We start from the raw sequence: 24,561 nt of genomic DNA on the forward strand, positions 1-24,561 counted from the left end.
CCCCAGCCCCTCCCCACAAGGGGGAGGGGAGCGCACTGGGAATGCGGCGCGGTCCTCGATCCAAGCGGACTAACTGACCATGGCCACCGCCACCACAGCCAACCCCACCATGAGCGCGCCGGCGGCGCCGTCCGACCGCATCGCGCCGCGGCGTCTGATCGCGTTCCTGATCATGGTGTTCGGCATGTTCATGTCGATCCTGGACATCCAGATCGTGTCGGCGTCGCTGACCGAGATCCAGGCGGGTTTGTCGGCAAGCTCCAGCGAAGTGTCATGGGTGCAGACCGCCTATCTGATCGCCGAGGTGATCGCGATCCCGCTGTCCGGCTTCCTGTCGCGCGCGCTCGGCACGCGGCTGTTGTTCGCGATCTCGGCGGCCGGCTTCACCATCTCCAGCTTCCTGTGCGGCTTCGCCTCCTCGATCGAGCAGATGATCCTGTGGCGCGCTCTGCAGGGCTTCCTCGGCGCCGGCATGATCCCGACCGTGTTCGCCTCGGCCTACACGGTGTTTCCGCGCACCAAATTCCACATCGTCGGGCCGATCATCGGCCTCGTCGCCACGCTGGCGCCGACGGTGGGCCCGACCGTCGGCGGCTACATCACCGATGCGATGTCCTGGCACTGGCTGTTCTTCGTCAACATCCCGCCGGGCATCCTGATCACGATCGGCGTGCTGGCGCTCGTCGATTTCGACGAGCCGCATTTCGAGCTGCTCGATCGCTTCGACTGGTGGGGCCTGTTGTTCATGGCCGGCTTCCTCGGCTCGCTCGAATACGTGCTGGAGGAGGGGCCGCAATATGAATGGCTGCAGGACACCTCGGTCGCGATCTTCGCTGCGGTCTGTGCCGTCTCGGCGGTGTGCTTCTTCTGGCGGGTGCTGACGGCCGACGAGCCGATCGTCGACCTCTTCGCGTTCGGCAACCGCAACTTCGCGGTCGGCTGCCTGCTGCAATTCTGCATCGGCATCGGCCTTTATGGCCTGACCTACATCTATCCGCGCTATCTCGCCGAGGTCCGCGGCTACAGTGCGCTGATGATCGGCGAGACGATGTTCGTCTCCGGCGTCACCATGTTCCTGATGGCGCCGGTGGTCGGTCGGCTGATGCTGAAGGTCGACATGCGCCTGATGATCGCGTTCGGCCTCGTGATCTTCGCGATCGGCTCCTACCAGATGACCGGCATCACCCGCGACTACGATTTCTGGGAGCTGTTCCTGCCGCAGGTTCTGCGCGGCGTCGGCATGATGTTCGCGATGGTGCCGACCAACAACATCGCGCTCGGCACGCTCGCGCCCGACCGGGTCAAGAACGCCTCCGGCCTGTTCAACCTGATGCGCAATCTCGGCGGCGCCGTCGGCCTTGCCGTGATCAACCAGGTGCTGAACGACCGCACCGACCTGCACATCTCCCGCCTGCACGAGCGCGTCAACTGGGGCAACGCCACTGCGGTGGAGACGCTCAACATGCTGCAGCAGAAGCTGCAAGGCATGGGTGACTCGGCGCTGATGGCGATGAAGCAGCTCTCGCAGATCGTGCACCGCCAGGCCGTGGTGATGGGCTATGGCGATGCGTTCTTCATGCTGACCTGCTTCTACATCGCGCTGAGCTTCATGGTGATGCTGCTCAACAAGCCGAGCTCACCGATGGCCGGCGGCGGCGACGCACATTGACGTGAGCGGCCCCGCGCGCGCCGCGGGTTGCCAAATCATACCCTCGATGGTATGGAACAAAAATTGTCGCTCGAACCGGGGAGATTTGCATGACTGAATCGCATCTGCAGATCGCGTGCACCCGCTCGATGCCTGTTCTGGTGTTCGGCCGCTCGCTTTGAGCACCACCGCCTAACTTCCCAACGCCTGATTACTCATCCGCAGACCGCGCGCCGCGTCACGTCTGCATTATTTGGAGCCGGCTGGCGCTGCGCGCGCGGCCGGATGATGCCATGACCGTCGACGTCTCCGGCCTGAAGGCCGACAAGCGTCCCGCCGCCATCCGCGTCGTGATGCCGTTCGTGTTCCGCCACTGGCGGAAGCAGCCGCGCATGACCCTCGGCATTGCATGCGCGCTGCTGGGCGCCACCGCCGCCGACCTGTTCATGCCGGTGTTCTCCGGCAAGCTCGTCGATGCGCTGACGCTCGGCCCGGCAAACGGCGATGCGCGACATGCCGCGCTGGTGGCATTCGCCGGCATCGTCGCGCTGGGCTTCGCCTCGATCGTGCTGCGATTGTCGGGCCTGCAACTGATCGTGCCGTTCACCCTGCGCATCATGTCCGACGTGGCGCGCGACGCCTTCGTGCGCGTGCAGCGGTTCTCGACCGACTGGCACGCCAACAGTTTCGCCGGCTCCACGGTGCGCAAGATCACCCGGGGAATGTGGGCGCTCGACCTCTACAACGACACCATCCTGCTGGCCCTGCTGCCGTCGCTGTCGGTGCTGCTGGGCTCGATGGTGCTGCTCGGCCTGCATTGGGGCGCGCTGGGTGGGGTCATCGCCGTCGGCGCGGTGCTGTACGTCGCGATGACGGTGGCGTTCTCGACCCGGTACATCGCGCCCGCGGCGCGCATCTCCAATGCCTGGGACACCAAGGTCGGCGGCACCCTGGCGGACGCGCTGAGCTGCAATGCGGTGGTGAAGTCGTTCGGCGCCGAGGCGCGCGAGGACTCCAGGCTGATGCGCGTCGTCAGCCGCTGGTCCCGGCGCGTCAACCGCACCTGGCTGCGCTACAACACCACGGCTGCGGTGCAGCTCGGCGTGCTCTTGTGCCTGCGCTCCTCGGTGATCGGCGGCGCCGTCCTGCTGTGGATGGCGGGCAGGGCCTCGCCGGGCGACGTCACCTATGTGCTGACCAGCTACTATGTGATCCATGCCTATCTGCGCGACGTCGGCATGCACATCAACAACTTGCAGCGTGCGGTCAACGACATGGACGAGCTGGTGGCGATCCATGGCGAGCCGATCGGCATCGTCGATGCCGCCGATGCCAAGCCGATCGCCGTGACGGGCGGCCACATCGTGTTCGATGCGGTGACGTTCCATTATGGCGGCCATCGTGCGCCGCTGTACGATCGGCTGTCGGTGGACATCCGGCCGGGCGAACGGATCGGCCTCGTCGGGCGCTCCGGCTCCGGCAAGACGACCTTCGTCAAGCTGGTACAGCGGCTGTACGACGTGAGCGGCGGCCGGATCCTGATCGACGGGCAGGACATCGCCCATGCGAAGCAGGACTCGCTGCGCAGCCAGATCGCGATCGTGCAGCAGGAGCCGATCCTGTTCCACCGCTCGCTGGCCGAGAACATCGCCTATGGCCGGCCGGGCGCCAGCCAGGCGGAGATCGAGCAGGCGGCGCGGCTTGCGAACGCGCATGAGTTCATCACGCGGCTGCCGAAGGGCTACGGTACGCTCGTCGGCGAGCGCGGCGTCAAGCTGTCGGGCGGCGAGCGGCAGCGGGTGGCGCTGGCGCGCGCGTTCCTGGCGGATGCGCGCGTGCTGATCCTGGACGAGGCGACCTCGAGCCTGGATTCGGAATCGGAGGCGCTGATCCAGGAGGCGATGGAGCGGCTGATGAAGGGCAGGACCGCGATCGTGATCGCGCATCGGCTGGCAACCGTGCGCAGCCTCGACCGCATCCTGGTGTTCGATCGTGGCCGCATCGTCGAGCAGGGCAGCCACGCCGCGCTGGTCGGCAAGCCTGGCGGACTCTATCGCAGCCTGTTCGAGCGGCAGGCCATCGAGTTCGGCCAGCTCTCGGCGGCGGGATAACACAAATGGTGAGGGGCCCGGCGCTGTCGGCGCCGAGCCCCTCATGAACATATCAGCCGGCCTGTAAGCCGGGTTCTGTAGGGCACCGCCACACTTGCGCATGACGATACGCGACGGCCATTCCTCTGGGATCGCGCTTGCGCGTGACCTCGGGCAACCTACCCGGACGGCGAGCCTGACATCGCTCCCGCGGACGTCATCGCCTGACACAAAGTGCCTGGGCGATTGTCTCCGCGTGGCCGTCCCTATTCGGTTTTGCTCCCGGTGGGGTTTACCATGCCGGTTCCGTTGCCGGCCCCGCGGTGCGCTCTTACCGCACCTTTTCACCCTTACTTGCCTCCCTCGCGGGAGGAAGCGGTTCGTTCTCTGTGGCACTGTCCCTGGGGTCGCCCCCGCCGGACGTTATCCGGCACCGCATGTCGATGGAGCCCGGACTTTCCTCCCCGGCGGCCTTTCGGCGCTTGCCGGAGCGGCCGTCCGGCCGACTGATGCGGCCTGAATGGGGCTTTCCGAGCAGCACGTCAAGCCATCGCCATGCCGGCGAAAAATATTATCCTTCGCGTGTCGTTCCATGTCGGCGCCGTTCGACTGGATGTCGGCGATCCAGCCGAACATGAGGAGCAAGTCCGATGCAGTATCTGTTGATGATCTATCTGAACGAGGTCGAATACGCGAAGATGGAGAAGGCGGCCGAAGGGAAGATGCTGGCGGAATATCAGGCCTTCACCCAGTCCATCATCTCGAGCGGCAACTACAAGGGCGGCGATCGGCTGCAGCCGACCACGACGTCGACCACCGTGCGGGTGCGGGACGGCAAGATCCTCACCACCGACGGTCCGTTCGCCGAGACCCGCGAGCAGCTCGGCGGCTACTACATGATCGAGGCCAAGAATCTCGACGAGGCGATCGGGATTGCCGCGCGGATTCCCGGCGCCCGGCTCGGCTCGATCGAGGTGCGGCCGGTCTGGCAATACAATCATTGAGACCGGTGCGGCTCGCTGCCGAGAAGGTCACCGATGACGCCCGATGCGATCGACAAGGTGTTCCGCGATGAGGCCGGCCGCGCACTCGCGACCTTGATCCGGCTCGTCGGTGACTTCGATCTGGCCGAGGACGTGCTGCAGGATGCGTTCGCTGCGGCGCTGCTCAAATGGCGGGGGTCCGACGCTCCCGCCAACCCGCGGGCGTGGCTGGTCAATGTCGCCCGCAACAAGGCCATCGATCGCATCCGGCGGCGGAGCAATTTTCGCGACAAGGAGGCGGAGATCGTTCATGCGATCGAGCGTGATGCCGCCAACGACGACGCCGACGCGCCGGCCGATCTCGACGACGACATGCTGCGGCTGATCTTCACCTGCTGCCATCCGTCGTTCGCGCCGGAGGTCCAGGTCGCGTTGACGCTGCGCACGGTCTGCGGCCTCACCACCGCCGAGGTCGCCCGCGCTTTTGTCACCGGCGAGGAGGCGATGGCGCAGCGCCTGGTCCGCGCCAAGCAGAAGATCCGCCTTGCCGGCATTCCCTATGAGGTGCCGGGACGCGACGCGCTCGAGGAGCGGCTGCGCGGCGTCCTGACCGTGATCTATCTGGTGTTCACCGAGGGCTATCTCGCGACCTCGGGCACGGAGCTGATTCGCGAGGATCTCGCGCGCGAGGCGATCCGGCTGGGTCGGCTGCTGCTTGGCTTGATGCCGGAGGCGCGCGACATCAAGGGCCTGCTCGCGTTGATGCTGCTGCACGATGCGCGGCGCGCCGGCCGAACCGATGCGGCGGGCGACATCGTCCTGCTGGAGGAGCAGGACCGCTCGCTGTGGAATCGCGAGCAGATCGCCGAAGGGCTGGGGCTGGTCGAACAGGCGCTGGGCATGAAGGGGCTGCCGCAGTCCTACACGGTCCAGGCGGCGATCGCCGCGCTTCATGCCCAGGCGTCCAGTTACGCTGAAACGGACTGGCGGCAGATCGTCGGCCTCTACGAGGTTCTGCTGCGGATCGCACCATCGCCGGTGATCGAGCTCAATCATGCAGCCGCTGTCTCGATGGTCGACGGCCCGGCGCGGGCGCTGGCGCTGGTCGATGCGCTGGCCGCCCGTGGCGGATTGAAGCAGTACGATCTGCTGCCGGCAGTGCGGGCGGACCTCCTGCGGCGGCTCGGCCGGCGCGACGAGGCAAGCGCGGCCTATCGCGAGGCGAGCGCAGCGACGCAGCTCGCGCCGCTCAGGCGTCTCTATGCACGCCGGCTCGGGGAGCTCGACGCGGAGGCCTGACGCGTCAGGCGCGCGGCGCCTGATCCTCGGCCGGAAGGCTCGTCAGCAGCGCATGCAGCGTCCACAAGGTCGAGCGGTCGGCGATGCCGTCGATCTTTTCGGGGCGGAAGTGTCGCTGGAACGCCGTGACCACATCCATGGTGATGCCGTCGAATTTGCCGGTGATCGGCACGCCATAGCCGTATTTGGCGAGCGCCTTCTGCAGGCCCTTGACGTCGTCGCCGATGCTGCCGAGCTTCAGCGTCTCGCCCTTGGTGATCGCCGCCGGCTGCACCCAATGGCCGACGCCGGAATTCGCCAGCGAATGCCACGGAAATTTCTCGCCCGGATCCTTCTTGCGCGCGGGCGCGACGTCGGAATGCCCGAGCACGCGATGCGCCGGGACGTTGCGGCGGAGCATGATGCCCCGGCACAGCGCGATCACCGCCGCGATCTGCCGCGGTGGGAAATCCGGATAGCCCCAATCGTGGCCGCGATTGACGATCTCGACGCCGATCGAGCACGAATTGATGTCCTCCTCGCCGCCCCATGACGAGAGACCCGCGTGCCATGCGCGCAAGGCCTCCGGCACGCACTGGACGATGCGTCCGTCCTCGAGCACGACGTAATGCGCGGAGACCTCGCTGCCGGCGGTACACAGCTTGGTGATCGCCCCTTCGACATCCGGCATGCCGGTGTAGTGCAGAATGATCATGTCCGGCTGGCGCCCGCCCTTGCGCTCGCCGAAATTGGCCGACGGGATGACGTCGGAGGCGACCGACGAGTCCGGCGTAAAGACCGGCAGGTCGGCAACGCCTTTGGGGATCGGCAGCGCACGGGAACGCTTCGATTCCGGCTTGTCGGAGGGATTGGGCATGAACGACTCGAAGCGGACGGCGGCGGCGATGGCTCAAACCGGATATGGGCAGGCACTACTCTTTTACATGTCCCAGCCGCAATCGAAATCGCATGCGAGCCCTCGATATTGAGCCGACCGTTGTATCGCGACGGCACGTCCGCCGACCGGCGCGCCGGCTCTGCTTCGCACTCCAAGTGCCTAACATCCGCCACAGACCGTCAACGGTTTGTTAACGCTAAACGCCGTTACTGAGTGGTGAAGAGCCAAGCCGGCTTTCGGGACGGCAAGCCGCCACGATGCAAGGTCCTGCACGGCAGATTACGATCGAAACCGGTTCCGGGGCGCTCCGGCGCCGTGCGATCGCTGTCGGATCGAGGGTCTCGACATGGCCGGATCGTGCTGCTGATGTCGTGACGGCTCCACGGATGACGGAGCGTCCCGAGAGATGGCTTGGCGAGTTGACGGGGCGCGAGGATCGAAGGCGCGATGGGCTCGCTGCCGACCAAAATCAGTCTGAAGCAACGGCGCGCTCGCGGAGCGGCCGCGTGAGTACGGCTGACCAGCGACACGTCCCGGTGCTCGGCCCCGAAGCGGTCGAGATGCTGGCGCCGCGCGACGGCGGAACCTACGTCGATGCGACCTTTGGCGCCGGCGGCTATACGCGCCTGATCCTGGCGACGGCGGGAACACGGGTCATAGGGATCGATCGCGACAGCACTGCAATCGCCGGCGGCGCTGGTCTCCTCGCCGAAGCGGGCGATCGCCTGAAACTGGTCGAGAACCGCTTCTCGGCATTGGCCGACATCTGTGCATCGCAAGGCCTCACGCATGTCGACGGCGTCGTGATGGATGTCGGCGTCTCCTCGATGCAGCTCGACTCCGCCGCGCGCGGCTTCTCGTTCAGGTTCGACGGCCCGCTCGACATGCGGATGGGCGGCACGGGACCGACGGCCGCCGATGTCGTCGCCCACGCTGCCGAGCGCGCTCTGGCCGACGTCATCTATATCTTTGGCGAAGAGCGGCACTCGCGCGCCGTGGCGCGGGCCATCGTGGCCGCGCGCAAGGAACAGCCGATCACGACGACGCGGCAGCTTGCCGACATCGTCGCGCGCGTGGTGAGATCCAAGCCTGGCGACATCCATCCGGCGACGCGCACGTTCCAGGCGTTGCGCATTCTCGTCAACGAGGAGCTGGACGAGCTCGAACAGGCGCTGTCGGCCGCGGAGCGCGTGTTGGCACCGGGCGGCCGGCTGGCGGTCGTCTCGTTCCATTCGCTCGAGGACCGCATCGTCAAGACGTTCCTCGCCGAGCGCAGCAGAACCGGCGGCGGCTCGCGCCATTTGCCCGAGATCGCGCAGGAGGCACCGAGCTTCCAACTGCTCAACCGCAAGCCGGTCGTGGCCGCGGAGGCCGAGACCGACGCCAATCCGCGGGCGCGGTCCGCCAAGCTGCGCGGTGCCGAGCGTACGGCCGCGCCGGCGCACGCTTCGGCATCTTCTTCGCCCTGGCCGCGCCTGGCCGATGTCCTGCGAGGAGGCTGACCGATGCGCCTCCTGCACCTCGTCGTGATTTGCTCGCTGATCTTCGCGGCGGCCTATGTCTATCGCATCAAGATGGACTCCACGGCACGGGTCGAGCGCGTGCTGCAATTGCGCGCCGAGATCCGCGAGCAGCGCGAGGCCATCGCAGTGTTGCGCGCGGAATGGGCCAAGCTCGACGCGCCGCTGCGGCTGCAAGGGCTGGTCGAGCGGCATCTGCCGCTGAAGCCGCTCAACGCCACGCAATACGACAGCCTGAAGAATCTGCCGGAGCGGCCCCCGCGATTTGCGCGACCGGACAATCCGGATCCGATCGGATCGATGATCGATGCGATCGACGCGATCAACGAAGAGCCCCCCGTGACCGGGTCAGTGCGTCGCCCGGAGGATCAGCAATGACCGATCAGCTTCGGCCCGACGTCAAGCCGCAGGAACCCTGGCGGCAACGTCTGGTGCGCACGCTGCTGTATGGGCGCGATGTCGATCGGACTGCCAAGGCGCGCGCGCGCGTCGGCCTCGCGATCATTGCCTTTGCCGCCGTCTACGCGGTGATCGGCGGCCGCCTCGTGATGTTCGCGATCGGCTCGGATGGTCCGAGCGCGCGGCGCGCCGCGCAGCAGGACGCCATCGCCACCGCGCGCCCCGATATCGTCGACCGCAACGGCGCCGTTCTCGCCACCGACGTGAAGACGCCGAGCCTGTTCGCCGAGCCGCGTCGCCTCATCGACAAGGACGAGGCGATCGAGCTACTGACGGCGACCTTGCCGGATCTCGATACGGGCGAGGTCCGCGACCGACTGATGTCGCGCAAGGGCTTCGTCTGGTTGAAGCGCGAGATGACGCCGAAGCAGCAGCAGGACATTCATCGCCTCGGCCTGCCGGGCATCGGCTTCCTGCGCGAGAACAAGCGTGTCTATCCGACCGGCAACGAGGTGGCGCATCTGATCGGCCTGGTGAACATCGACAACCAGGGCATCGCCGGCATGGAGAAGTGGCTCGATAATCAGGGCCTCGCCGACCTGCATCGCGCCGGCTTCGCCACCGACCGACTGCAGCGGCCGGTTGAACTGTCGGTCGACCTACGCGTCGAGCATGCGCTGCGCGACGAACTGCTCAAGGCCAAGGAGAAGTTCAAGACCAAGGCGGCCTCCGGTCTCGTCGTCAATGTCAGGACCGGCGAGATCATCGCCATGGTGTCGCTGCCGGATTTCGATCCCAACAACCCGAAGGAAGCGCACGATCCAGACCGGATCAACCGCCTGACCACGGGCGTGTACGAGATGGGCTCGACCTTCAAGGCGTTCACCCTCGCGATGGCGCTCGACACTGGCAAGTATGATCTCAACTCGCTGTGGGATGCACGCGGGCCGCTGCACTACGGCAAATTCGCCATTCACGACGACGAGCCGAAGGGCCGCTTCCTTACCATGAAGGAGGTGTTCACCTTCTCCTCCAACGTCGGCGCCGCCAGGATCGCTTTGACTCAGGGCGTCGAGGGCCACAAGGCATTCCTGCGCAAGATGGGCCAGTTCGACCGGTTGCGCACCGAGTTGCCGGAGAGTGCCTCGCCGATCCTGCCCAAGCGCTGGAGCGAATTGAACACGATCACGATCGCGTTTGGTCACGGCATGGCGGTGGCGCCGCTGCAGGGCGTGATGGGCGTCAGCGCGCTGGTCAATGGCGGCTATCTGATCCCGCCGACCTTCATGAAGCGCACCGAGGCGGAGGCGATGCAGGTCGCCAAGCGCGTGATCAAGCCGGAGACCTCCGAAAAGATGCGCTATCTGATGCGTCTGAACGCCGAGATCGGCACCGCGCGCAAGGCTGACGTGAAGGGCTACTACATCGGCGGCAAGACCGGCACCGCCGAGAAGGTGATCAACGGCCGCTACGCCAAGAAGAAGGTGCTGACCCTCTTCACCGCAGTGATCCCGGCGGACAAGCCAAAATACCAGCTGCTGATCATGCTGGACGAGCCGCAGCCGTTGAAGGAAACCTATGGCTTCATCACCTCGGGCTGGAACGCGGTGCCGACCGCCGGCAACGTGATCTCCCGGATCGGGCCGCTGCTGGGAATCGAGCCCCGGTTCGACCTGCCGCCGTCCGACCGCCAAATTCTTGCGGCATCGCGGCTGACACAGTAAGCCGTCGTCGAATCGCAGGCTTTGGAGCTGCCGCCATCCCCGGGCGGGGCCAGGACTGGCACGGAACCAGGATGAAACTTCACGACCTCCTGGGCGATCAGGCGACGCTCGACGCTCCCATCGCCGCAGTCGAGATATCCGGCCTCGCCGTCGACAGCCGCGCCGTGCGGCCCGGCGACCTGTTTTTTGCACTCTCCGGCACCAAGACCGATGGTTCCCGCTTCATCGCGGCGGCGATCGCGGCCGGCGCGGTTGCCGTAGCCGGTGGGGCGGGTCCTGGAACAGAGCTGGCCGTTCCATTCATCGCGCTGCCGAACCCGCGGCGGGCGCTCGCGCTGGCTGCGTCGCGGTTCTATCCGCGCCAGCCGGCAACGATTGCCGCCGTCACCGGCACCAGCGGCAAGACGTCGGTCGCCGCCTTCACGCGGCAGATCTGGCAGAAGCTCGGCCGCAGCTCGGCCAGCATCGGGACCGTCGGGCTGGTGTCGGACAAGCGCACCGTCTACGGCTCGCTGACGACGCCCGATCCGATCGCGCTGCATCGGCAGATCGACGAGATCACGCAGGACGGCGTCACCCATCTGGCGTTCGAGGCCTCGTCGCACGGGCTCGATCAGTTCAGGCTCGACGGTGTCAGGGTCTCGGCCGGCGGGTTCACGAACCTGTCGCGCGACCACATGGACTATCATCCGGATATCACGCACTACCTCAACGCCAAGCTCAGGCTGTTCCGCGATCTCGTTCCGCCGGGCGGGCCTGCGGTGATCTCGGCCGATCATGAGTGCTCGCCGGAGGTCATCGCTGCGGCGCAGACGCGCGGTCTTCGCCTGATGACGGTGGGGACCCATGGCGATGGCGCGGGCGAGGGCATCTGTCTCGTGGCCGCTGCAATCGACGGCTTTGCGCAGCAGCTCCAGATCCAGCATTGCGGCCGCATGCATGCGGTCCGCCTGCCGTTGGTCGGCGCGTTTCAGATCGAGAATGCGCTGGTCGCAGCGGGCCTTGCGATCGGCACCGGCAGCGATCCGCAGGCCGTGTTCGAAGCGCTCGAGCAGCTCGAGGGCGCCAAGGGCCGGCTTGAGCTGGTCGGCGAGCACAATGGTGCGCCCATCTTCATCGACTACGCGCACAAGCCGGACGCGCTCGCCAAGGCGCTGCATGCACTGCGGCCCTATGCCGCCCGAAAACTCGTCGTCGTGTTCGGCGCCGGCGGCGACCGTGACACCGGCAAGCGTCCCTTGATGGGCGCGATCGCCGCCGAAGAGGCCGACAGCGTCATCATCACCGATGACAATCCGCGCAGCGAGGATCCGGCTGCGATCCGCGCCGCGATCCTGGCGGCCGTACCCGGGGCGCGCGAGATCGGCGACCGGGCGGAGGCGATCCGGGTCGCCATCGGCGAGCTGCAGCTCGGCGATGCGCTCGTGATCGCCGGCAAGGGCCATGAGACCGGACAGATCATCGGCAGCAATATTCTGCATTTCAGCGATCATGAAGCGGTCGCGGACGCGTTGGCATCGAGGACATCATGACGAAGGCGCTGTGGACCGTGGCAGAGGCGGCGCGCGCGCTCGGCCTCACCGGCGACTATCCGGAGACTCGAATCGACTTCGTCACGCAGGACAGCCGCGCGGTGAAGCCCGGCAGCCTGTTCGTGGCGCTGAGCGGCACGCCGAGTGGCGGCTTCGTGTCGAGCTTTGCCTCCAGCCGCGATGGCTGGGAGTTTGCGGCGAACGCCGAAGCGGCTGGCGCGGTGGCGATGATCGTGCCGCACAGGATCGATGGCGTCACCGTGCCGCAGCTCGTGGTGCCGGACACGCTGATCGATGGGCTGTGGGCGCTGGCGCGCGCCGCGCGGGCGCGCTTCCACGGCCCGGTGATCGGGTTGACCGGCAGCGCCGGCAAGACCTCGACCAAGGAATTCATCGCCGCCTATCCCGGCGCGTCCGCGAGTCCGTCCAGCTTCAACAATTTCTGGGGCGTGCCGCTGACGCTGTGCAACGCCGATCCCTCCGCTTCGGTCTGGGTCGTCGAGATGGGCATGAACCAGACAGGCGAGATCGCGCGGTTGACGGAGCTGTCGCAGCCGACGGTGGCGCTGGTCGTCAACGTCCAGCCGGTGCATCTGGAGAAGCTCGGCAGCCTGGAAGCGATCAGGAAAGAGAAGGTCTCGATCGCGCGCGGTCTGCCAGCCGATGGCGTCCTCGTGCTTCCCTCAGATCTCGCGGCGCCGGAATGGACGGGCAAGGTGATCCGCTTCGGCGGCGATGCGGAGGTGCGCGAGCTCTCGCACAACTCGCGCGGCGAAGCCTGGGATGTGATCGCCGATGTCGCCGGTCGTCGCGTCGCATTCGCGCTGACGCCCGGTGCGCCGCATCGCCTGCACAATGCGCTGGCGGCGCTGGCCTCGATCGCAGCGGCCGGGCTCGATCCGGCGCTGCTCGCGCCGACGCTCGGCCATGTCGGCATCATGACGGGCCGTGGCGTCGAGCAGACCGTCGGCGACATCGTTCTCATCGACGACAGCTTCAACGGCAATCCGGCCAGCATGGCGGCAGCGCTCGACAGTCTGCAGGCGCGACCGGTGCGGGGGCGGCGCATCGCCGTGATTGGCGACATGCTCGAGCTCGGCGCCGAGGCGCCGGCCTATCATCAGGGGATGGTGGCTCATCTCGCCGGGGTCGATGGCGTCTATTGCGTCGGTCCGCTGATGCGTCACCTGTTCGACAGCCTGCCGCACGCAAAGCGGCTCGGCTGGCACGAGGATCCGGTGACGCTGGATCCCGGCCGGGTCGCGGCGCTGCTGGCGCCGGGCGACGTCGTCGTCATCAAGGGCAGCAAGAAGATCTTCTGGGTCAACAAGTTCGTGTCGAAGCTCGCCGCGGCGCTGCAGCGGCCCGCTTGAAAATCGGGCGATATCGCGGCGCGGCAGAACGATATTTTCCACTGGCGGTCGAAGCGATCGTGCCGGACGGGTCTTTCCGCCGGCCTATGATTCGCACCCGGCCCCGATCATGGTTAAAAGAGGCTGGACCGGATTCGCGAGCGAATCCGTGTTCGCGGTCTCGGTGAGGCGGCATAGGCGGGTTGGATGTTCTACTGGTTGATCGAGCTGACGAATACGTTTCCGAGCCTGTCCGTGTTTCGCGGATTGCTGAACGTGTTCCGCTACATCACGTTCCGTACGGGCGGCGCGGTCGTCACCGGGGCGCTGTTCGTGTTCCTGTTCGGGCCGTGGATCATCGATCATCTGCGCCTGCGCCAGGGCAAGGGCCAGCCGATCCGCACCGACGGCCCGCAATCGCACATCATCAGCAAGAAGGGCACGCCCACGATGGGCGGCCTGATGATCCTGTCGGGCCTCGTCGTCTCCACCGTGCTGTGGGCCAATCCGCTCAACCCCTACGTCTGGATCGTGCTCGCGGTGACGCTCGGCTTCGGCTTCGTCGGCTTCTATGACGACTATCTGAAGGTGACCAAACAGTCGCATTCCGGCTTTGCCGGCAGACTGCGTCTGCTGATCGAGGCTGCGATCGCGCTGGTCGCCTGTTATGCGCTGGTGCGGCTCGGGCGCGATCCGTCCGCGACCGGGCTTGCCATTCCGTTCTTCAAGGAACTCGTCATCAAGTTCGGCTGGCTCTACGTCATCTTCGGCGCGTTCGTCATCGTCGGCGCCGGCAATGCCGTCAACCTGACCGATGGACTCGACGGCCTGGCCATCGTCCCGGTGATGATCGCCTCCGCCAGCTTCGGTCTGATCGCCTATCTCGCCGGCAACGCGGTTTTTTCCGATTACCTGCAGATCCATTATGTCGCGGGCACTGGCGAGCTTGCCGTGCTGTGCGGCGCGGTGCTCGGCGCGGGCCTCGGCTTCCTCTGGTTCAACGCCCCGCCGGCGTCGATCTTCATGGGTGACACCGGCTCGCTGGCCCTCGGCGGCATGCTCGGATCGATCGCGGTCGCGGTGAAGCACGAGATCGTGCTGGCGGTCATCGGCGGCCTGTTCGTGCTGGAGGCCGTGTCGGTGATCGTGCAGGTGGCCTCGTTCAAGCTGACCGGCAAGCGCATCTTCAAGATGGCGCCGATCCACCATCATTTCGAGCAGCTCGGCTGGACCGAGCCGCAGATCGTGATCAGGTTCTGGATCATCTCGGTGATGCTGGCCCTGGTCGGTCTCTCGACCTTGAAGCTGCGCTGACATGATCCCCGTTACCTCATTTGCCGGCAAGACCGTCGCCGTCTTCGGGCTCGGCGGCTCGGGGCTGGCCTCCTGTCATGCTCTGCGGGCCGGCGGGGCCGAAGTGATCGCGGCCGACGACGGCGCCGATCGGATGACGGAAGCGGCGAAGGCAGGCTTCATCACCGCCGATCTGCGCACCGTCTCCTGGGCGAACTTCGCCGCGCTGGTGCTGGCGCCCGGCGTGCCGCTGACCCATCCGGTCCCGCATTGGAGCGTGTTGAAGGCGCGCGAGGCCGGGGTCGAGGTGATCGGCGACATCGAGCTGTTCTGCCGCGAGCGCAGGCGGCACGCGCCGGATGCGCCATTCGTCGCGATCACCGGTACCAATGGCAAGTCGACCACGACGGCGCTGATCGCGCATCTGATGTGCGTCGCCGGCTACGATACCCAGATGGGCGGCAATATCGGCACCGCGATCCTGTCGCTGGAGCCGCCGCGCATGGGCCGCGTCCACGTCATCGAGATGTCGTCCTACCAGATCGACCTGACGCCGTCGCTCGATCCGAGCGTCGGCATCCTGCTCAATGTCAGCGAGGACCACATCGACCGGCACGGCACAATCGAGAACTATGCGGCGGTGAAGGAGCGGCTGGTGGCGGGTGTCCAGTCCAAAGGCACCGCGATCGTCGGTGTCGACGACGGTTTTTCGCGGGCGATCGCCGATCGGCTCGACCGGGGCGGCAAGCGCGTCGTGCGCATCTCGGTGAAGAACCCGCTGGCGGATGGGCTGTACGTCGAGCACGAGACGATCGTGCGCAGCGCGGGGGGCGCGCGCAGCGAGGTCGCACGTCTCGGTGGCATCGGCTCGCTGCGCGGTCAACACAACGCCCAGAACGCCGCCTGCGCCGCCGCTGCCGCGCTCGCGATCGGGGTCAGGGAGGATGTGCTGCAGCAGGGGCTGCGCAGCTTCCCAGGTCTGGCGCACCGCATGGAGCAGGTCGGCCGCCGCGGCAACGTGCTGTTCGTGAACGACTCCAAGGGCACCAACGCAGATGCGACCGCGCATGCGCTGTCGTCCTTTGCCGACATCTTCTGGATCGCCGGGGGCAAGCCCAAGGCGGGCGGCATCACCAGCCTCGCCGGCTTCTTCCCGCGCATTCGCAAGGCCTATCTGATCGGCGAGGCGGCTTCCGAGTTCGCCGGAACGCTTGGCGACAAGGTGCCGCACGAGATGTCCGGCACGCTGGAGGTCGCGGTCGCGCAGGCTGCCGCCGATGCGGAGGCCTCGGGATTAAAGGATGCCGTCGTGCTGCTGTCGCCGGCCTGCGCTTCCTTCGATCAGTTCCGCAACTTCGAAATCCGCGGCACGCATTTCCGCGACCTGGTGCAGGCGCTGCCGGGTGTGGAGCGGGTTGTCTAGGCCGCAAACACCGCTGTCGTCCCGGCGAACGCCGGGACCCATACCCGCAGGGAGCAGCTTGAGGCACGCCGGCCATTGGCTCTTTGCCCATCACGACGGCTACGGCGTATGGGTCCCGGATCGGCGCCGCGACGCGCTGGCGCGCGCCACGGCTTGTCCGGGACGACAGTTGAGAGGCCCTTAACCCTTCGATAACCATCCTGGGCGCCAATGGGCCGATGTCTCGGCTCAGGTGGACGCCCGATGCTCTCCCGTGAAGAACGCAATCCGCTGTCCGACTGGTGGTGGACGGTCGACAAGCCGCTGCTCGGCTCCATCCTCGCGCTGATGCTGTGCGGGGTGATCCTGTCGCTCGCGGCCAGCCCGCCGGTGGCGACCCGGATCGGGCTCGATCCGTTCCACTTCTTCAACCGACACGTCCTGTTCCTGTTGCCGTCGTTCATCGTGCTGATCGGCGTGTCCTTCCTGTCGCCGCGCCAGATCCGGCGCAGCGCGCTGGTGGTGTTCGCGATCGCCATCGTGCTGATCGTGCTGACGCTCGCGATCGGCCCGGAGGTGAAGGGCTCGCGGCGCTGGATCACGCTGATCGGCGTCAACATCCAGGCGTCCGAGGCGGCGAAGCCGGCCTTCGTCGTCGTTTCCGCCTGGTTGTTCTCGGAATCCGCGCGGCGGCCCGACATGCCGGCGACCACCATGGCGCTGGTGCTGCTGCTGATGCTGGTGTCGCTGTTGGTGATGGAGCCGGATTTCGGCCAGACCATGCTGATCCTGATGGTCTGGGGCTCGCTGTTCTTCATCGCCGGCATGCGCATGATCTGGGTCGCTGGTCTCGCGGGCGCCGCCGCCGCCGGCCTGTTCGGCGCCTATCTCCTGGTCCCGCACGTCGCCGGCCGCATCAAGCGCTTCATGAACCCGGCCTCGGGCGACACCTTCCAGGTCGACACCGCGATGGAGGCGTTCTCGAATGGCGGCTGGTTCGGCCTTGGGCCGGGCGAGGGCATCGCCAAGCGCAGCCTGCCGGACAGTCACACCGATTTCGTGTTCGCGGTCGCCGCCGAGGAGTTCGGCATCATCCTGTGCCTGGCGCTGGTCGCGCTGTTTGCGTTCATCGTGATCCGCACGCTGTCGCGCGCCTATGCGACCGAGGACAGCTTCGCGCGCTTCGCAGCGTCGGGCCTCGCGATCCTGTTCGGCATCCAGGCGGCCATCAACATCTCCGTCAACCTGCAGCTGATCCCGGCCAAGGGCATGACCTTGCCCTTCATCTCCTACGGCGGTTCCTCGATCGTGTCGCTCGCCTATGGCGTCGGCATGATGCTGGCGCTGACCCGGCAGCGGCCGCGGATGGAGGTCGAGGCAGGCGACGCAGCCGGCGCGGTGCGCAATTACGCTTGAGGTCGCCTTGCTCGCAATGACGACACATTGCCTGTAAACAAGCCCGCATGACCTCAACCGCGCCTCTCATTCTGCTCGCGGCCGGCGGCACCGGCGGCCATCTGTTTCCTGCTGAAGCGCTCGGCGTCGAGCTGATCAGGCGCGGCTATCGCGTCCGTCTCGTCACCGATGCGCGCGCGCTGCGCTACAGTGGCCTGTTCACCAAGGACATGATCGACGTGGTGCCGAGCGAGACGGTGCGCAGCCGCTCGCCGGTCGCACTCGCGCGGACCGCGCTGCTGCTCGGCACCGGCACCATCGCGGCCTTCAACCTGATGCGGCGGCTCAAGCCCGCGGCCGTGATCGGCTTCGGCGGCTATCCGACCGTGCCGCCGCTGCTGGCGGCACGCCTCGCCGGCGTGCCCAGCCTGATCCACGACGCCAATGCCGTGCTCGGCCGCGCCAACCGCTTCCTGTCCGCGCATGTGAAGGCGATCGCGACCTCCTTGCCGGGCGTGCTCGACCGCGATCCGGCGCTCTCGGCCAAGACGACCACGGTCGGCACCCCGATGCGCCCCGCGATCCTGGAAGCCGCGGCCGTGCCCTATGTTCCGCCCGAGACCGCCGGGCCGCTGCGGCTGCTCGTGGTCGGCGGCAGCCAGGGCGCGCGCATCATGAGCGACATCGTGCCCGGCGCGATCGAGCGGCTGGAGCCGGCGCTCTGGGGCCGGCTGATGCTGACCCAGCAGGTGCGCCAGGAGGACATGGCGCGGGTGCGCGCGCTCTACGACCGGCTGAAGATCAACGCCGAGCTGCAGCCGTTCTTCACCGACCTGCCGGCGCGGCTCGCCGCCAATCATCTCGTGATCTCGCGCTCAGGCGCCGGTACCGTGGCCGAGCTCGCCGCGATCGGCCGGCCCTCGATCCTGGTGCCGCTGCCCGGCGCCATCGACCAGGACCAGTTCGCCAATGCCGGCGTGCTGTCGGACGCGAGCGCCGCGATCCGGATCGTGCAGACCGAATTCACCTCCGACAGGCTGGCCTCCGAGATCTCGGCGCTCGCCGCCGAGCCCGCGCGCCTCGCCGCCATGGCGCAGGCCGCGCGCGCGGCCGGCCGGCTCGATGCCGCGGAACGTCTGGCCGATCTCGTGATCAGGACGGCGGCGCTCTAGTCGCGCGAGTGCACGGTGATCCCAAGATGAACCGGAGCTCCGACGATGGCGGCATCCTGCCCGACGATCGTCCGATGCGCTTGCGGCGGCATCCGTCCTTCGTGCCTGTGCTCGTGGAATTCTGCGACCGGCTGATTGCGCCGCTGCGCGGCCAGCGCCTGATGATCAAGCTGTTCGGTCAGCGCGCTCCGACGGAAATCGCTGCGCATATCGTGATGATGCATATGTCGGCGCGCAAGCCGGTCGAGCGGCCGACACTGACGCGTCTGCAGATGCGGCTGCCGGGTCCGCGGCAGACGGCGGCGTTCGTCGCGGTGTTGCGCGGTCTGTCGCTGGTGACCGTCGAGCGAGATCCCGAGGACGCTCGTATCCGCTATCTGGTGCCTGGCCCCGTCATCCTCGAGGGACTGCGAGGCTGGCTTGCCATGCACCTGGATTGCCACGCGCGGTTGACGCAGTCCGATGGACTGAGCCTTCGTCTGCAGGACGACGCCGCGTTATTTGCGGAGACGATCCGGCAATGTGCGGGCTGGCTCTGCCGCGACAACCGGCCGCTGACGGGCTTTCCCGATCTCGCCTGGACCGACGAGCACGACAGCGGCATCCATCTGGCCCTGACGCTCGTCGCCCGGTCCGCGGTTGGGCGCGAGGCCATCGCGATTTCGACGGCGGAGCTTGCGACCTCGCTCGGCGTCTCGCGCTCCCATATCCGCAATCTGCTGGCGACCATGGAGGGCCGTGGTCTGCTGCGCTTCGGCGACGGGCGCCGGCATCTGACGCTGACGCCGGGTTTCGTGGCTTCCGTGGAAGCTTGGTTCTGCCACCAGGTGTGCTGGCTCGCGGCCGCAGCCGCACGTGCGGATCGCGTGCTGCGGCCGGCTTGAGGGCGTCAGATCATCGTGACCCGGCCGGTGCCGATCTCATAGATGCCGCCCACGATCTTCACCTTGCCCTCGGCGACCATGCGGCCGACGATCGGCTTGGCAGTCGAGAGGCGCCGGACATTGTTGCGGACGTTCTCCGCGGTGGCTTCGGCCAGCAGATCCTGCGGCTTCTTCGCGATCGCTGCCTCGACGCCGGGTTTGAGCGCATTGATCAATGCGGGCAGGTGGCCTGGCAGTTTGGTGCCGTCCTTGAGCACCTTGATCGTCGCATCGATGGCGCCGCAGCCGCTGTGACCGAGCACCAGCACGAGAGGCGTGCCGAGGAACTTGACGCCGTATTCGAGGCTGGCGAGGCCGTCGTCATTGACGAAATTGCCGGCGACGCGGACCACGAACAGCTCACCGGGCGCCTGATCGAACACCAGCTCGGGCGCGACCCGGGAATCTGCGCAGCTCACGATCGCGGCGATCGGGTATTGGGCCGCGGCGCGCGCCGCCCGGCCGGCCGAAAAATCCTTGTTGTCGAGATTGCCGGCGACGTAGCGCGCATTGCCATCGACGATGCGTTTCATCGCGTCATCCGGAGAGATGGCGTTGGGCGGCATTGCGCTGTCGTTCGCCTGCTTGGCTTCCTTGGCAAACGCCGGAAGTGCGCCGACCGCCGCGGCAGCCAGCACTGCGCCGCCGCCGAGCAGCCGGCGGCGGGACAATACGGGAGGGTGCGTTTCACACAGCGAGCACATCGGCGAGGGTTCTCCATCAAAGATTGAAATATGCGTGCCCGGCACGCCGGCCGCACGGCTACTCATGCCACGCGAACTGACGCAGTGAGCGCGCAAAAATTGCAGGTATCCCGTTGGGAGGGGGCGGCATGTGATCGCGCTTAATAATTCGTGAAGGGAGGGATCGAGCGGGAACTCCTGGCCGATCGCCGCCGGCCGGGCTGCCAAAATCGGCTAAAACCGGGCGAACGCCTGCGAATTTGGCACTTCTTACTGCCCGGGCGGACTTGTCCAGGTCGGCCATGTCTTGCAAGAAGGGCTGATGATTCGCGGCCGCTCCCTCCGGTGGGGACGCCCGGAACCCTTGAGACGAGACGCCCCATGAGACTGCCGCGCGAGATCGGACCCATCCACTTCGTCGGGATCGGCGGCATCGGCATGAGCGGCATCGCCGAGGTGCTGTGCAATCTCGGCTACACGGTGCAGGGCTCCGACGCCTCCGACAACGCCAATGTCGCGCGGCTGCGCGAGAAGGGCATCACCGTCAGCGTCGGGCACAAGGCCGAGAACGTCGCGGGCGCCGACGTCGTGGTGGTCTCGACCGCGATCAAGCGCGACAATCCGGAGCTGATGGCCGCGCGCGCCCAGCGCATCCCGGTCGTGCGGCGTGCCGAGATGCTGGCCGAGCTGATGCGGCTGAAGAGCTGCGTCGCGATCGCCGGCACCCATGGCAAGACCACGACGACATCGATGGTCGCGGCGCTGCTCGATGCCGGCGGCCTCGATCCGACCGTCATCAATGGTGGCATCATCAATGCCTACGGCACCAATGCGCGGCTCGGCGCCGGCGAATGGATGGTGGTCGAGGCCGACGAGAGCGACGGCACCTTCCTGAAGCTGCCGGCGGATGTCGCCATCGTCACCAATGTCGATCCCGAGCATCTCGATCATTTCAAGACCTTCGAGGCCGTGCAGGACGCGTTCCGCGCCTTCGTCGAGAACGTGCCGTTCTACGGCTTCGCGGTGATGTGCATCGATCATCCGGTGGTGCAGGCGCTGGTCGGCAAGATCGAGGACCGCCGCATCATCACCTATGGCGTGAACCCGCAGGCCGATGTCCGGCTCGTCGACCTCGCGCCGATGGGCGGCGGCTCGTCGTTCAAGGTCGTGTTCCGCGACCGCAAGAGCGGTGAGACGCACGAGATTGCCGACATCGCGCTGCCGATGCCAGGCCGGCACAATGCCTCGAACGCAACGGCGGCCATTGCGGTCGCGCGCGAGCTCGGCCTGTCCGACGAGGCCATCCGCAAGGCGATTGCCGGCTTCGGCGGCGTCAAGCGCCGCTTCACCCGCACCGGCGAGTGGAACGGCGTCACCGTGATCGACGACTACGGGCATCACCCCGTCGAGATCGCCGCCGTGCTGAAGGCGGCGCGCGAATCCACCAACGGCAAGGTCGTCGCCGTGGTGCAGCCGCATCGCTACACCCGGCTGCAGTCGCTGTTCGAAGAGTTCTGCACCTGCTTCAACGACGCCGATGCGGTCGTCGTGGCCGACGTCTATCCGGCCGGCGAGGCGCCGATCGAGGGCATCGATCGCGACCACTTCGTCCTGGGCCTGCGCGCCCACGGCCATCGCGACGTGGTGCCGCTGCCGAAGGCCGCCGATCTCGCTCGTATCGTCAAGGACCTCGCCAAGCCCGGTGACCTCGTCGTGTGCCTCGGCGCCGGCAACATCACGCAATGGGCCTACGCGCTGCCCGGCGAGTTGAAGGCACTGGGGTGAGGGCGGTGTTGAACCAGCGGTTCACCGAGAAAGTCAGGCCACTCGACGTAGCCTCTCCGTTCCCTCCCCCCTTGTGGGGGAGGGGCAGGGAGGGGGGTGAGCCGCAGACTCCGGAGTGCGTGGTACCCCCTTCCCTAGCCCTCCCCCACAAGGGGGGAGGGAACGGAGCGTGCTACGTCGCAACGACGTCGGCCCAAACGAGGCAGGCCGCCGCATGACCTTTCCCGACATCACCCCCGATCTCAAAACGGCCATGCCGGAGCTGCGCGGACGGCTGCTCGCCAATGAGACGCTCGCGCCGCTCACCTGGTTTCGTGTCGGCGGACCGGCGCAGGTGCTGTTCACGCCGGCGGATGCCGACGACCTCGCCTATTTCCTAAAGCACCTCCCAACGGATATCCCGCTCTACGTCATCGGCGTCGGCTCCAACCTGATCGTGCGTGATGGTGGCGTCCCCGGTGTCGTGATCCGGCTGGCGCCGCGCGCGTTCGGCGAGGTCAAGGCGGAAGGCGACATCGTCACGGCCGGCACCGCCGCGCTCGACAAGCGCGTCGCGGAGGTCGCCGCGTCGGCCAACCTCGCGGGCCTGGAATTCCTGTTCGGCATTCCCGGCACCATCGGCGGGGCGCTGCGGATGAATGCCGGCGCCAATGGCGGCGAGACCAAAGACATTCTCATTGAAGCGATCGCTGTCGACCGAAACGGCGAGACGCACCGCTTCAACAATGCCGAGATGAAGTTCACCTATCGCGCGAGCGGCGTCGATCCGGCGCTGATCTTCACGGCCGCGCGCTTCCGCGGCACGCCCTCGGCGCCGGAGGCGATCCGGGCGCGCATGGCGGAGGTGCAGGCGCATCGCGAGACGGCGCAGCCGATCCGCGAGAAGACGGGCGGCTCGACCTTCAAGAATCCGCCGGGACATTCCGCCTGGAAGCTGGTCGATGCCGCCGGCTGTCGTGGACTCAGGGTCGGCGGCGCCCAGGTCTCGGAAATGCACTGCAACTTCCTGATCAACCTCGGCAACGCCACCGCCGACGACATCGAGACGCTCGGCGAGACCGTCCGCGAGCGGGTCAAGGCGGGCTCGGGGATCGAGCTGCAGTGGGAGATCAAGCGGATTGGAATCAAGGCGAGCTGATCGAGCCGCCTGCTCACGTGACGTCAGCGCAATCGCGACCGCGATTGTGAGATCAATCGAGAAGACATTGATGCGCACCACGATTTTGTTCGGCGGCTCCAACAAGGAGCGCCTCGTCTCGGTCGCGAGCGCGAAAGCCCTGCACGCCGCGTTGCCCGAGGCTGAGCTGTGGTTCTGGGACGTCGATGACACCGTGCATCAGGCCAGCGGCCAAGCGCTGGCCGCGCATGCCAAGCCGTTCGAGGAGCCGTTCACCGCCGATGGCGCCAGGATCGGCACGCTCAGCGAGGCGATCGATCGCGCCGGGGCCGAAGATCGGGTCCTGGTGCTCGGCCTGCATGGCGGCCGGGCGGAGAATGGCGAGCTTCAACTGATGTGCGAGCTTCGTGGCGTGCCGTTCACTGGCTCGAGCTCGGCGGCCTCGCACCTCGCCTTCGACAAGGTTGCCGCCAAACGCTTCGCCGTGCTCGGCGGTGTCACGGCGGCCGAGGGTGTCGCGCTGGATGATGCCGAGGCCGCGCTCGCGCGCTACGGCCGGCTGATCGCGAAGCCCGTGAAGGACGGCTCGAGCTTCGGCCTGATCTTCGTCAACGCCAGCCAGGACCTCGTCGCCGTCAAGGCAGCGGCCGCGACCGAGGAATATCTGATCGAGCCGTTCGTCACCGGGACCGAGGCGACCTGCGGCGTGCTCGAGCAGGCCGACGGCTCGCTGATCGCGCTGCCGCCGATCGAGATCCTCCCCGCCGATGGCGCCTTCGACTATTTCGCGAAGTACCTCGCGGCGGCGACGAAGGAAATCTGTCCGGGCCGCTTCAGTCCGGAGATCACTGCGGCGCTCCAGGCTGAGGCGATCAAGGCGCATCGCGCGCTGTCCTGCGGCGGCTACTCGCGCACCGACTTCATCGTCGCGGCCAACGGTCCGGTCTATCTGGAGACCAATACCCTGCCGGGCCTGACGGCCGCCTCGCTCTACCCGAAGGCTCTGGCGGCCCAGGGCATCGCCATTGTCGATTTCCTCAATCAGCAGATCGCCCTGGCCGAGAGGCGCAGCCGCCGATCCGGCGTGCGGTAGGCGCACCGGAGGAACCCGGCCCGGCGTCCCCCGGTGGTTCCTGTAACCCGTAAAATGCTTAAGAATTCCGGGCAAGGTCCTCATAAATCGGAGAAAAAATTCGTCTCCTCGGACCGATTTTACTTTTTGTTTACCAGGACGTCCGAAGGTTAACGCTGGCGCCTCAGTGGTGCTCGGCTGCCAGGTCGGGCCGTCGTGACGAACCGCGTCGCGATGGTCGGAAGGGATCCGGTCGGCCGGGACCGTGGGCGTGGGTCCGCGAGTATCTGCGGGC

At 67.0% G+C, this 24,561-nt stretch carries 19 protein-coding genes and 1 other RNA gene; 17 read left to right on the top strand and 3 right to left on the bottom strand.

Annotated elements, in window-relative coordinates; translation table 11 throughout:
* Positions 1-79 precede the first annotated feature (79 nt).
* Both QX010_RS21320 and QX010_RS21325 read left to right on the top strand, forming a co-directional pair.
* A complete protein-coding gene (locus QX010_RS21320; RefSeq protein WP_316181703.1) occupies positions 80-1,669 on the top strand; it encodes a DHA2 family efflux MFS transporter permease subunit in 1,590 nt (529 codons plus the stop codon).
* A 272-nt stretch (positions 1,670-1,941) separates the two neighbouring features.
* On the top strand, positions 1,942-3,759 hold the full coding sequence (locus QX010_RS21325) for an ABC transporter ATP-binding protein (protein WP_316181705.1): 1,818 nt from the start codon (positions 1,942-1,944) through the stop codon (positions 3,757-3,759).
* A 48-nt stretch (positions 3,760-3,807) separates the two neighbouring features.
* On the opposite strand, the gene rnpB is transcribed toward QX010_RS21325, so the two are convergent.
* An RNA gene (gene rnpB / locus QX010_RS21330) (RNase P RNA component class A) lies at positions 3,808-4,248 on the bottom strand.
* A 140-nt stretch (positions 4,249-4,388) separates the two neighbouring features.
* Between rnpB and QX010_RS21335 the strand changes: the two genes are divergently transcribed.
* Together QX010_RS21335 and QX010_RS21340 are read left to right on the top strand one after the other, a co-directional pair.
* Positions 4,389-4,742 carry a YciI family protein gene (locus tag QX010_RS21335; protein ID WP_315802106.1) on the top strand — a complete coding sequence of 118 codons (354 nt, stop codon included), beginning with the start codon at positions 4,389-4,391 and terminating at the stop codon, positions 4,740-4,742.
* Positions 4,743-4,775: 33 nt separating this feature from the next.
* Positions 4,776-6,020, top strand: a complete 1,245-nt coding sequence (locus tag QX010_RS21340) for an RNA polymerase sigma factor (protein ID WP_316181707.1) — start codon at positions 4,776-4,778, stop codon at positions 6,018-6,020.
* A gap of 4 nt (positions 6,021-6,024) precedes the next feature.
* On the opposite strand, the gene QX010_RS21345 is transcribed toward QX010_RS21340, so the two are convergent.
* A complete protein-coding gene (locus QX010_RS21345; protein ID WP_315802108.1) occupies positions 6,025-6,876 on the bottom strand; it encodes an N-acetylmuramoyl-L-alanine amidase in 852 nt (283 codons plus the stop codon).
* Between the two features lie 527 nt (positions 6,877-7,403).
* On the opposite strand from QX010_RS21345, the gene rsmH reads away from it, so the two are divergent.
* The 10 genes from rsmH (at position 7,404) to QX010_RS21395 (ending at position 19,570) form a co-directional block, all read left to right on the top strand.
* The gene (gene rsmH, locus QX010_RS21350) at positions 7,404-8,399 is read left to right on the top strand and encodes a 16S rRNA (cytosine(1402)-N(4))-methyltransferase RsmH (protein ID WP_316181708.1); all 996 of its coding nucleotides are present in this window, start codon (positions 7,404-7,406) and stop codon (positions 8,397-8,399) included.
* Positions 8,400-8,402: 3 nt separating this feature from the next.
* Positions 8,403-8,795, top strand: coding sequence for a hypothetical protein (locus QX010_RS21355; RefSeq protein ID WP_315713444.1), 393 nt, complete (start codon positions 8,403-8,405; stop codon positions 8,793-8,795).
* Positions 8,792-10,540, top strand: a complete 1,749-nt coding sequence (locus QX010_RS21360) for a penicillin-binding protein 2 (protein WP_315802110.1) — start codon at positions 8,792-8,794, stop codon at positions 10,538-10,540. Before QX010_RS21355 ends, QX010_RS21360 begins: the two co-directional genes overlap by 4 nt.
* Before the next feature lie 71 nt (positions 10,541-10,611).
* Complete coding sequence (locus QX010_RS21365; RefSeq protein WP_316181710.1) at positions 10,612-12,072, top strand: UDP-N-acetylmuramoyl-L-alanyl-D-glutamate--2,6-diaminopimelate ligase; 1,461 nt, start codon at positions 10,612-10,614, stop codon at positions 12,070-12,072.
* Entirely contained in the window at positions 12,069-13,445 is a 1,377-nt protein-coding gene (gene murF, locus QX010_RS21370) for a UDP-N-acetylmuramoyl-tripeptide--D-alanyl-D-alanine ligase (RefSeq protein ID WP_316181712.1), read from the top strand. Before QX010_RS21365 ends, murF begins: the two co-directional genes overlap by 4 nt.
* Before the next feature lie 186 nt (positions 13,446-13,631).
* Positions 13,632-14,738, top strand: a complete 1,107-nt coding sequence (mraY, locus tag QX010_RS21375) for a phospho-N-acetylmuramoyl-pentapeptide-transferase (RefSeq protein ID WP_315802113.1) — start codon at positions 13,632-13,634, stop codon at positions 14,736-14,738.
* 1 nt (position 14,739) lies between these two features.
* The gene (gene murD / locus QX010_RS21380; protein ID WP_316181714.1) at positions 14,740-16,140 is read left to right on the top strand and encodes a UDP-N-acetylmuramoyl-L-alanine--D-glutamate ligase; all 1,401 of its coding nucleotides are present in this window, start codon (positions 14,740-14,742) and stop codon (positions 16,138-16,140) included.
* 243 nt (positions 16,141-16,383) lie between these two features.
* A complete protein-coding gene (gene ftsW, locus QX010_RS21385) occupies positions 16,384-17,535 on the top strand; it encodes a putative lipid II flippase FtsW (RefSeq protein WP_316181715.1) in 1,152 nt (383 codons plus the stop codon).
* A gap of 47 nt (positions 17,536-17,582) precedes the next feature.
* Positions 17,583-18,686: an undecaprenyldiphospho-muramoylpentapeptide beta-N-acetylglucosaminyltransferase gene (murG, locus tag QX010_RS21390; protein ID WP_316181716.1), complete on the top strand. Its 1,104-nt coding sequence runs from the start codon at positions 17,583-17,585 to the stop codon at positions 18,684-18,686.
* 26 nt (positions 18,687-18,712) lie between these two features.
* A complete protein-coding gene (locus QX010_RS21395) occupies positions 18,713-19,570 on the top strand; it encodes a hypothetical protein (RefSeq protein ID WP_316181718.1) in 858 nt (285 codons plus the stop codon).
* A 5-nt stretch (positions 19,571-19,575) separates the two neighbouring features.
* On the opposite strand, the gene QX010_RS21400 is transcribed toward QX010_RS21395, so the two are convergent.
* Positions 19,576-20,313 (bottom strand): carbonic anhydrase, encoded by a 738-nt coding sequence (locus QX010_RS21400; RefSeq protein WP_316181769.1) that lies wholly within the window; start codon positions 20,311-20,313, stop codon positions 19,576-19,578.
* A 360-nt stretch (positions 20,314-20,673) separates the two neighbouring features.
* Here QX010_RS21400 and murC point away from each other — a divergent pair, with 360 nt between their 5' ends.
* The 3 genes from murC to QX010_RS21415 all read left to right on the top strand — a co-directional run bounded on the left by murC (position 20,674) and on the right by QX010_RS21415 (position 24,287).
* The gene (gene murC / locus QX010_RS21405) at positions 20,674-22,077 is read left to right on the top strand and encodes a UDP-N-acetylmuramate--L-alanine ligase (RefSeq protein WP_315802118.1); all 1,404 of its coding nucleotides are present in this window, start codon (positions 20,674-20,676) and stop codon (positions 22,075-22,077) included.
* Positions 22,078-22,291: 214 nt separating this feature from the next.
* On the top strand, positions 22,292-23,215 hold the full coding sequence (murB, locus tag QX010_RS21410; protein WP_316181719.1) for a UDP-N-acetylmuramate dehydrogenase: 924 nt from the start codon (positions 22,292-22,294) through the stop codon (positions 23,213-23,215).
* A 70-nt stretch (positions 23,216-23,285) separates the two neighbouring features.
* On the top strand, positions 23,286-24,287 hold the full coding sequence (locus QX010_RS21415; RefSeq protein ID WP_316181720.1) for a D-alanine--D-alanine ligase: 1,002 nt from the start codon (positions 23,286-23,288) through the stop codon (positions 24,285-24,287).
* The last annotated feature ends 274 nt before the right edge of the window (positions 24,288-24,561 follow it).

Origin of the sequence: Bradyrhizobium sp. SZCCHNRI1009, assembly GCF_032487575.1 — a bacterium.
GTDB lineage: Bacteria > Pseudomonadota > Alphaproteobacteria > Rhizobiales > Xanthobacteraceae > Bradyrhizobium.

Coding starts and splice junctions, on each gene's coding strand:
- QX010_RS21320 (WP_316181703.1), top strand. CDS start 80: ATGGCCACCGCCACCACAGCCAACCCCACCATGAGCGCGCCGGCGGCG.
- QX010_RS21325 (WP_316181705.1), top strand. CDS start 1,942: ATGACCGTCGACGTCTCCGGCCTGAAGGCCGACAAGCGTCCCGCCGCC.
- QX010_RS21335 (WP_315802106.1), top strand. CDS start 4,389: ATGCAGTATCTGTTGATGATCTATCTGAACGAGGTCGAATACGCGAAG.
- QX010_RS21340 (WP_316181707.1), top strand. CDS start 4,776: ATGACGCCCGATGCGATCGACAAGGTGTTCCGCGATGAGGCCGGCCGC.
- QX010_RS21345 (WP_315802108.1), bottom strand. CDS start 6,876: ATGCCCAATCCCTCCGACAAGCCGGAATCGAAGCGTTCCCGTGCGCTG.
- QX010_RS21355 (WP_315713444.1), top strand. CDS start 8,403: ATGCGCCTCCTGCACCTCGTCGTGATTTGCTCGCTGATCTTCGCGGCG.
- QX010_RS21360 (WP_315802110.1), top strand. CDS start 8,792: ATGACCGATCAGCTTCGGCCCGACGTCAAGCCGCAGGAACCCTGGCGG.
- QX010_RS21365 (WP_316181710.1), top strand. CDS start 10,612: ATGAAACTTCACGACCTCCTGGGCGATCAGGCGACGCTCGACGCTCCC.
- murF (WP_316181712.1), top strand. CDS start 12,069: ATGACGAAGGCGCTGTGGACCGTGGCAGAGGCGGCGCGCGCGCTCGGC.
- mraY (WP_315802113.1), top strand. CDS start 13,632: ATGTTCTACTGGTTGATCGAGCTGACGAATACGTTTCCGAGCCTGTCC.
- murD (WP_316181714.1), top strand. CDS start 14,740: ATGATCCCCGTTACCTCATTTGCCGGCAAGACCGTCGCCGTCTTCGGG.
- ftsW (WP_316181715.1), top strand. CDS start 16,384: ATGCTCTCCCGTGAAGAACGCAATCCGCTGTCCGACTGGTGGTGGACG.
- murG (WP_316181716.1), top strand. CDS start 17,583: ATGACCTCAACCGCGCCTCTCATTCTGCTCGCGGCCGGCGGCACCGGC.
- QX010_RS21395 (WP_316181718.1), top strand. CDS start 18,713: ATGAACCGGAGCTCCGACGATGGCGGCATCCTGCCCGACGATCGTCCG.
- QX010_RS21400 (WP_316181769.1), bottom strand. CDS start 20,313: ATGTGCTCGCTGTGTGAAACGCACCCTCCCGTATTGTCCCGCCGCCGG.
- murC (WP_315802118.1), top strand. CDS start 20,674: ATGAGACTGCCGCGCGAGATCGGACCCATCCACTTCGTCGGGATCGGC.
- murB (WP_316181719.1), top strand. CDS start 22,292: ATGACCTTTCCCGACATCACCCCCGATCTCAAAACGGCCATGCCGGAG.
- QX010_RS21415 (WP_316181720.1), top strand. CDS start 23,286: ATGCGCACCACGATTTTGTTCGGCGGCTCCAACAAGGAGCGCCTCGTC.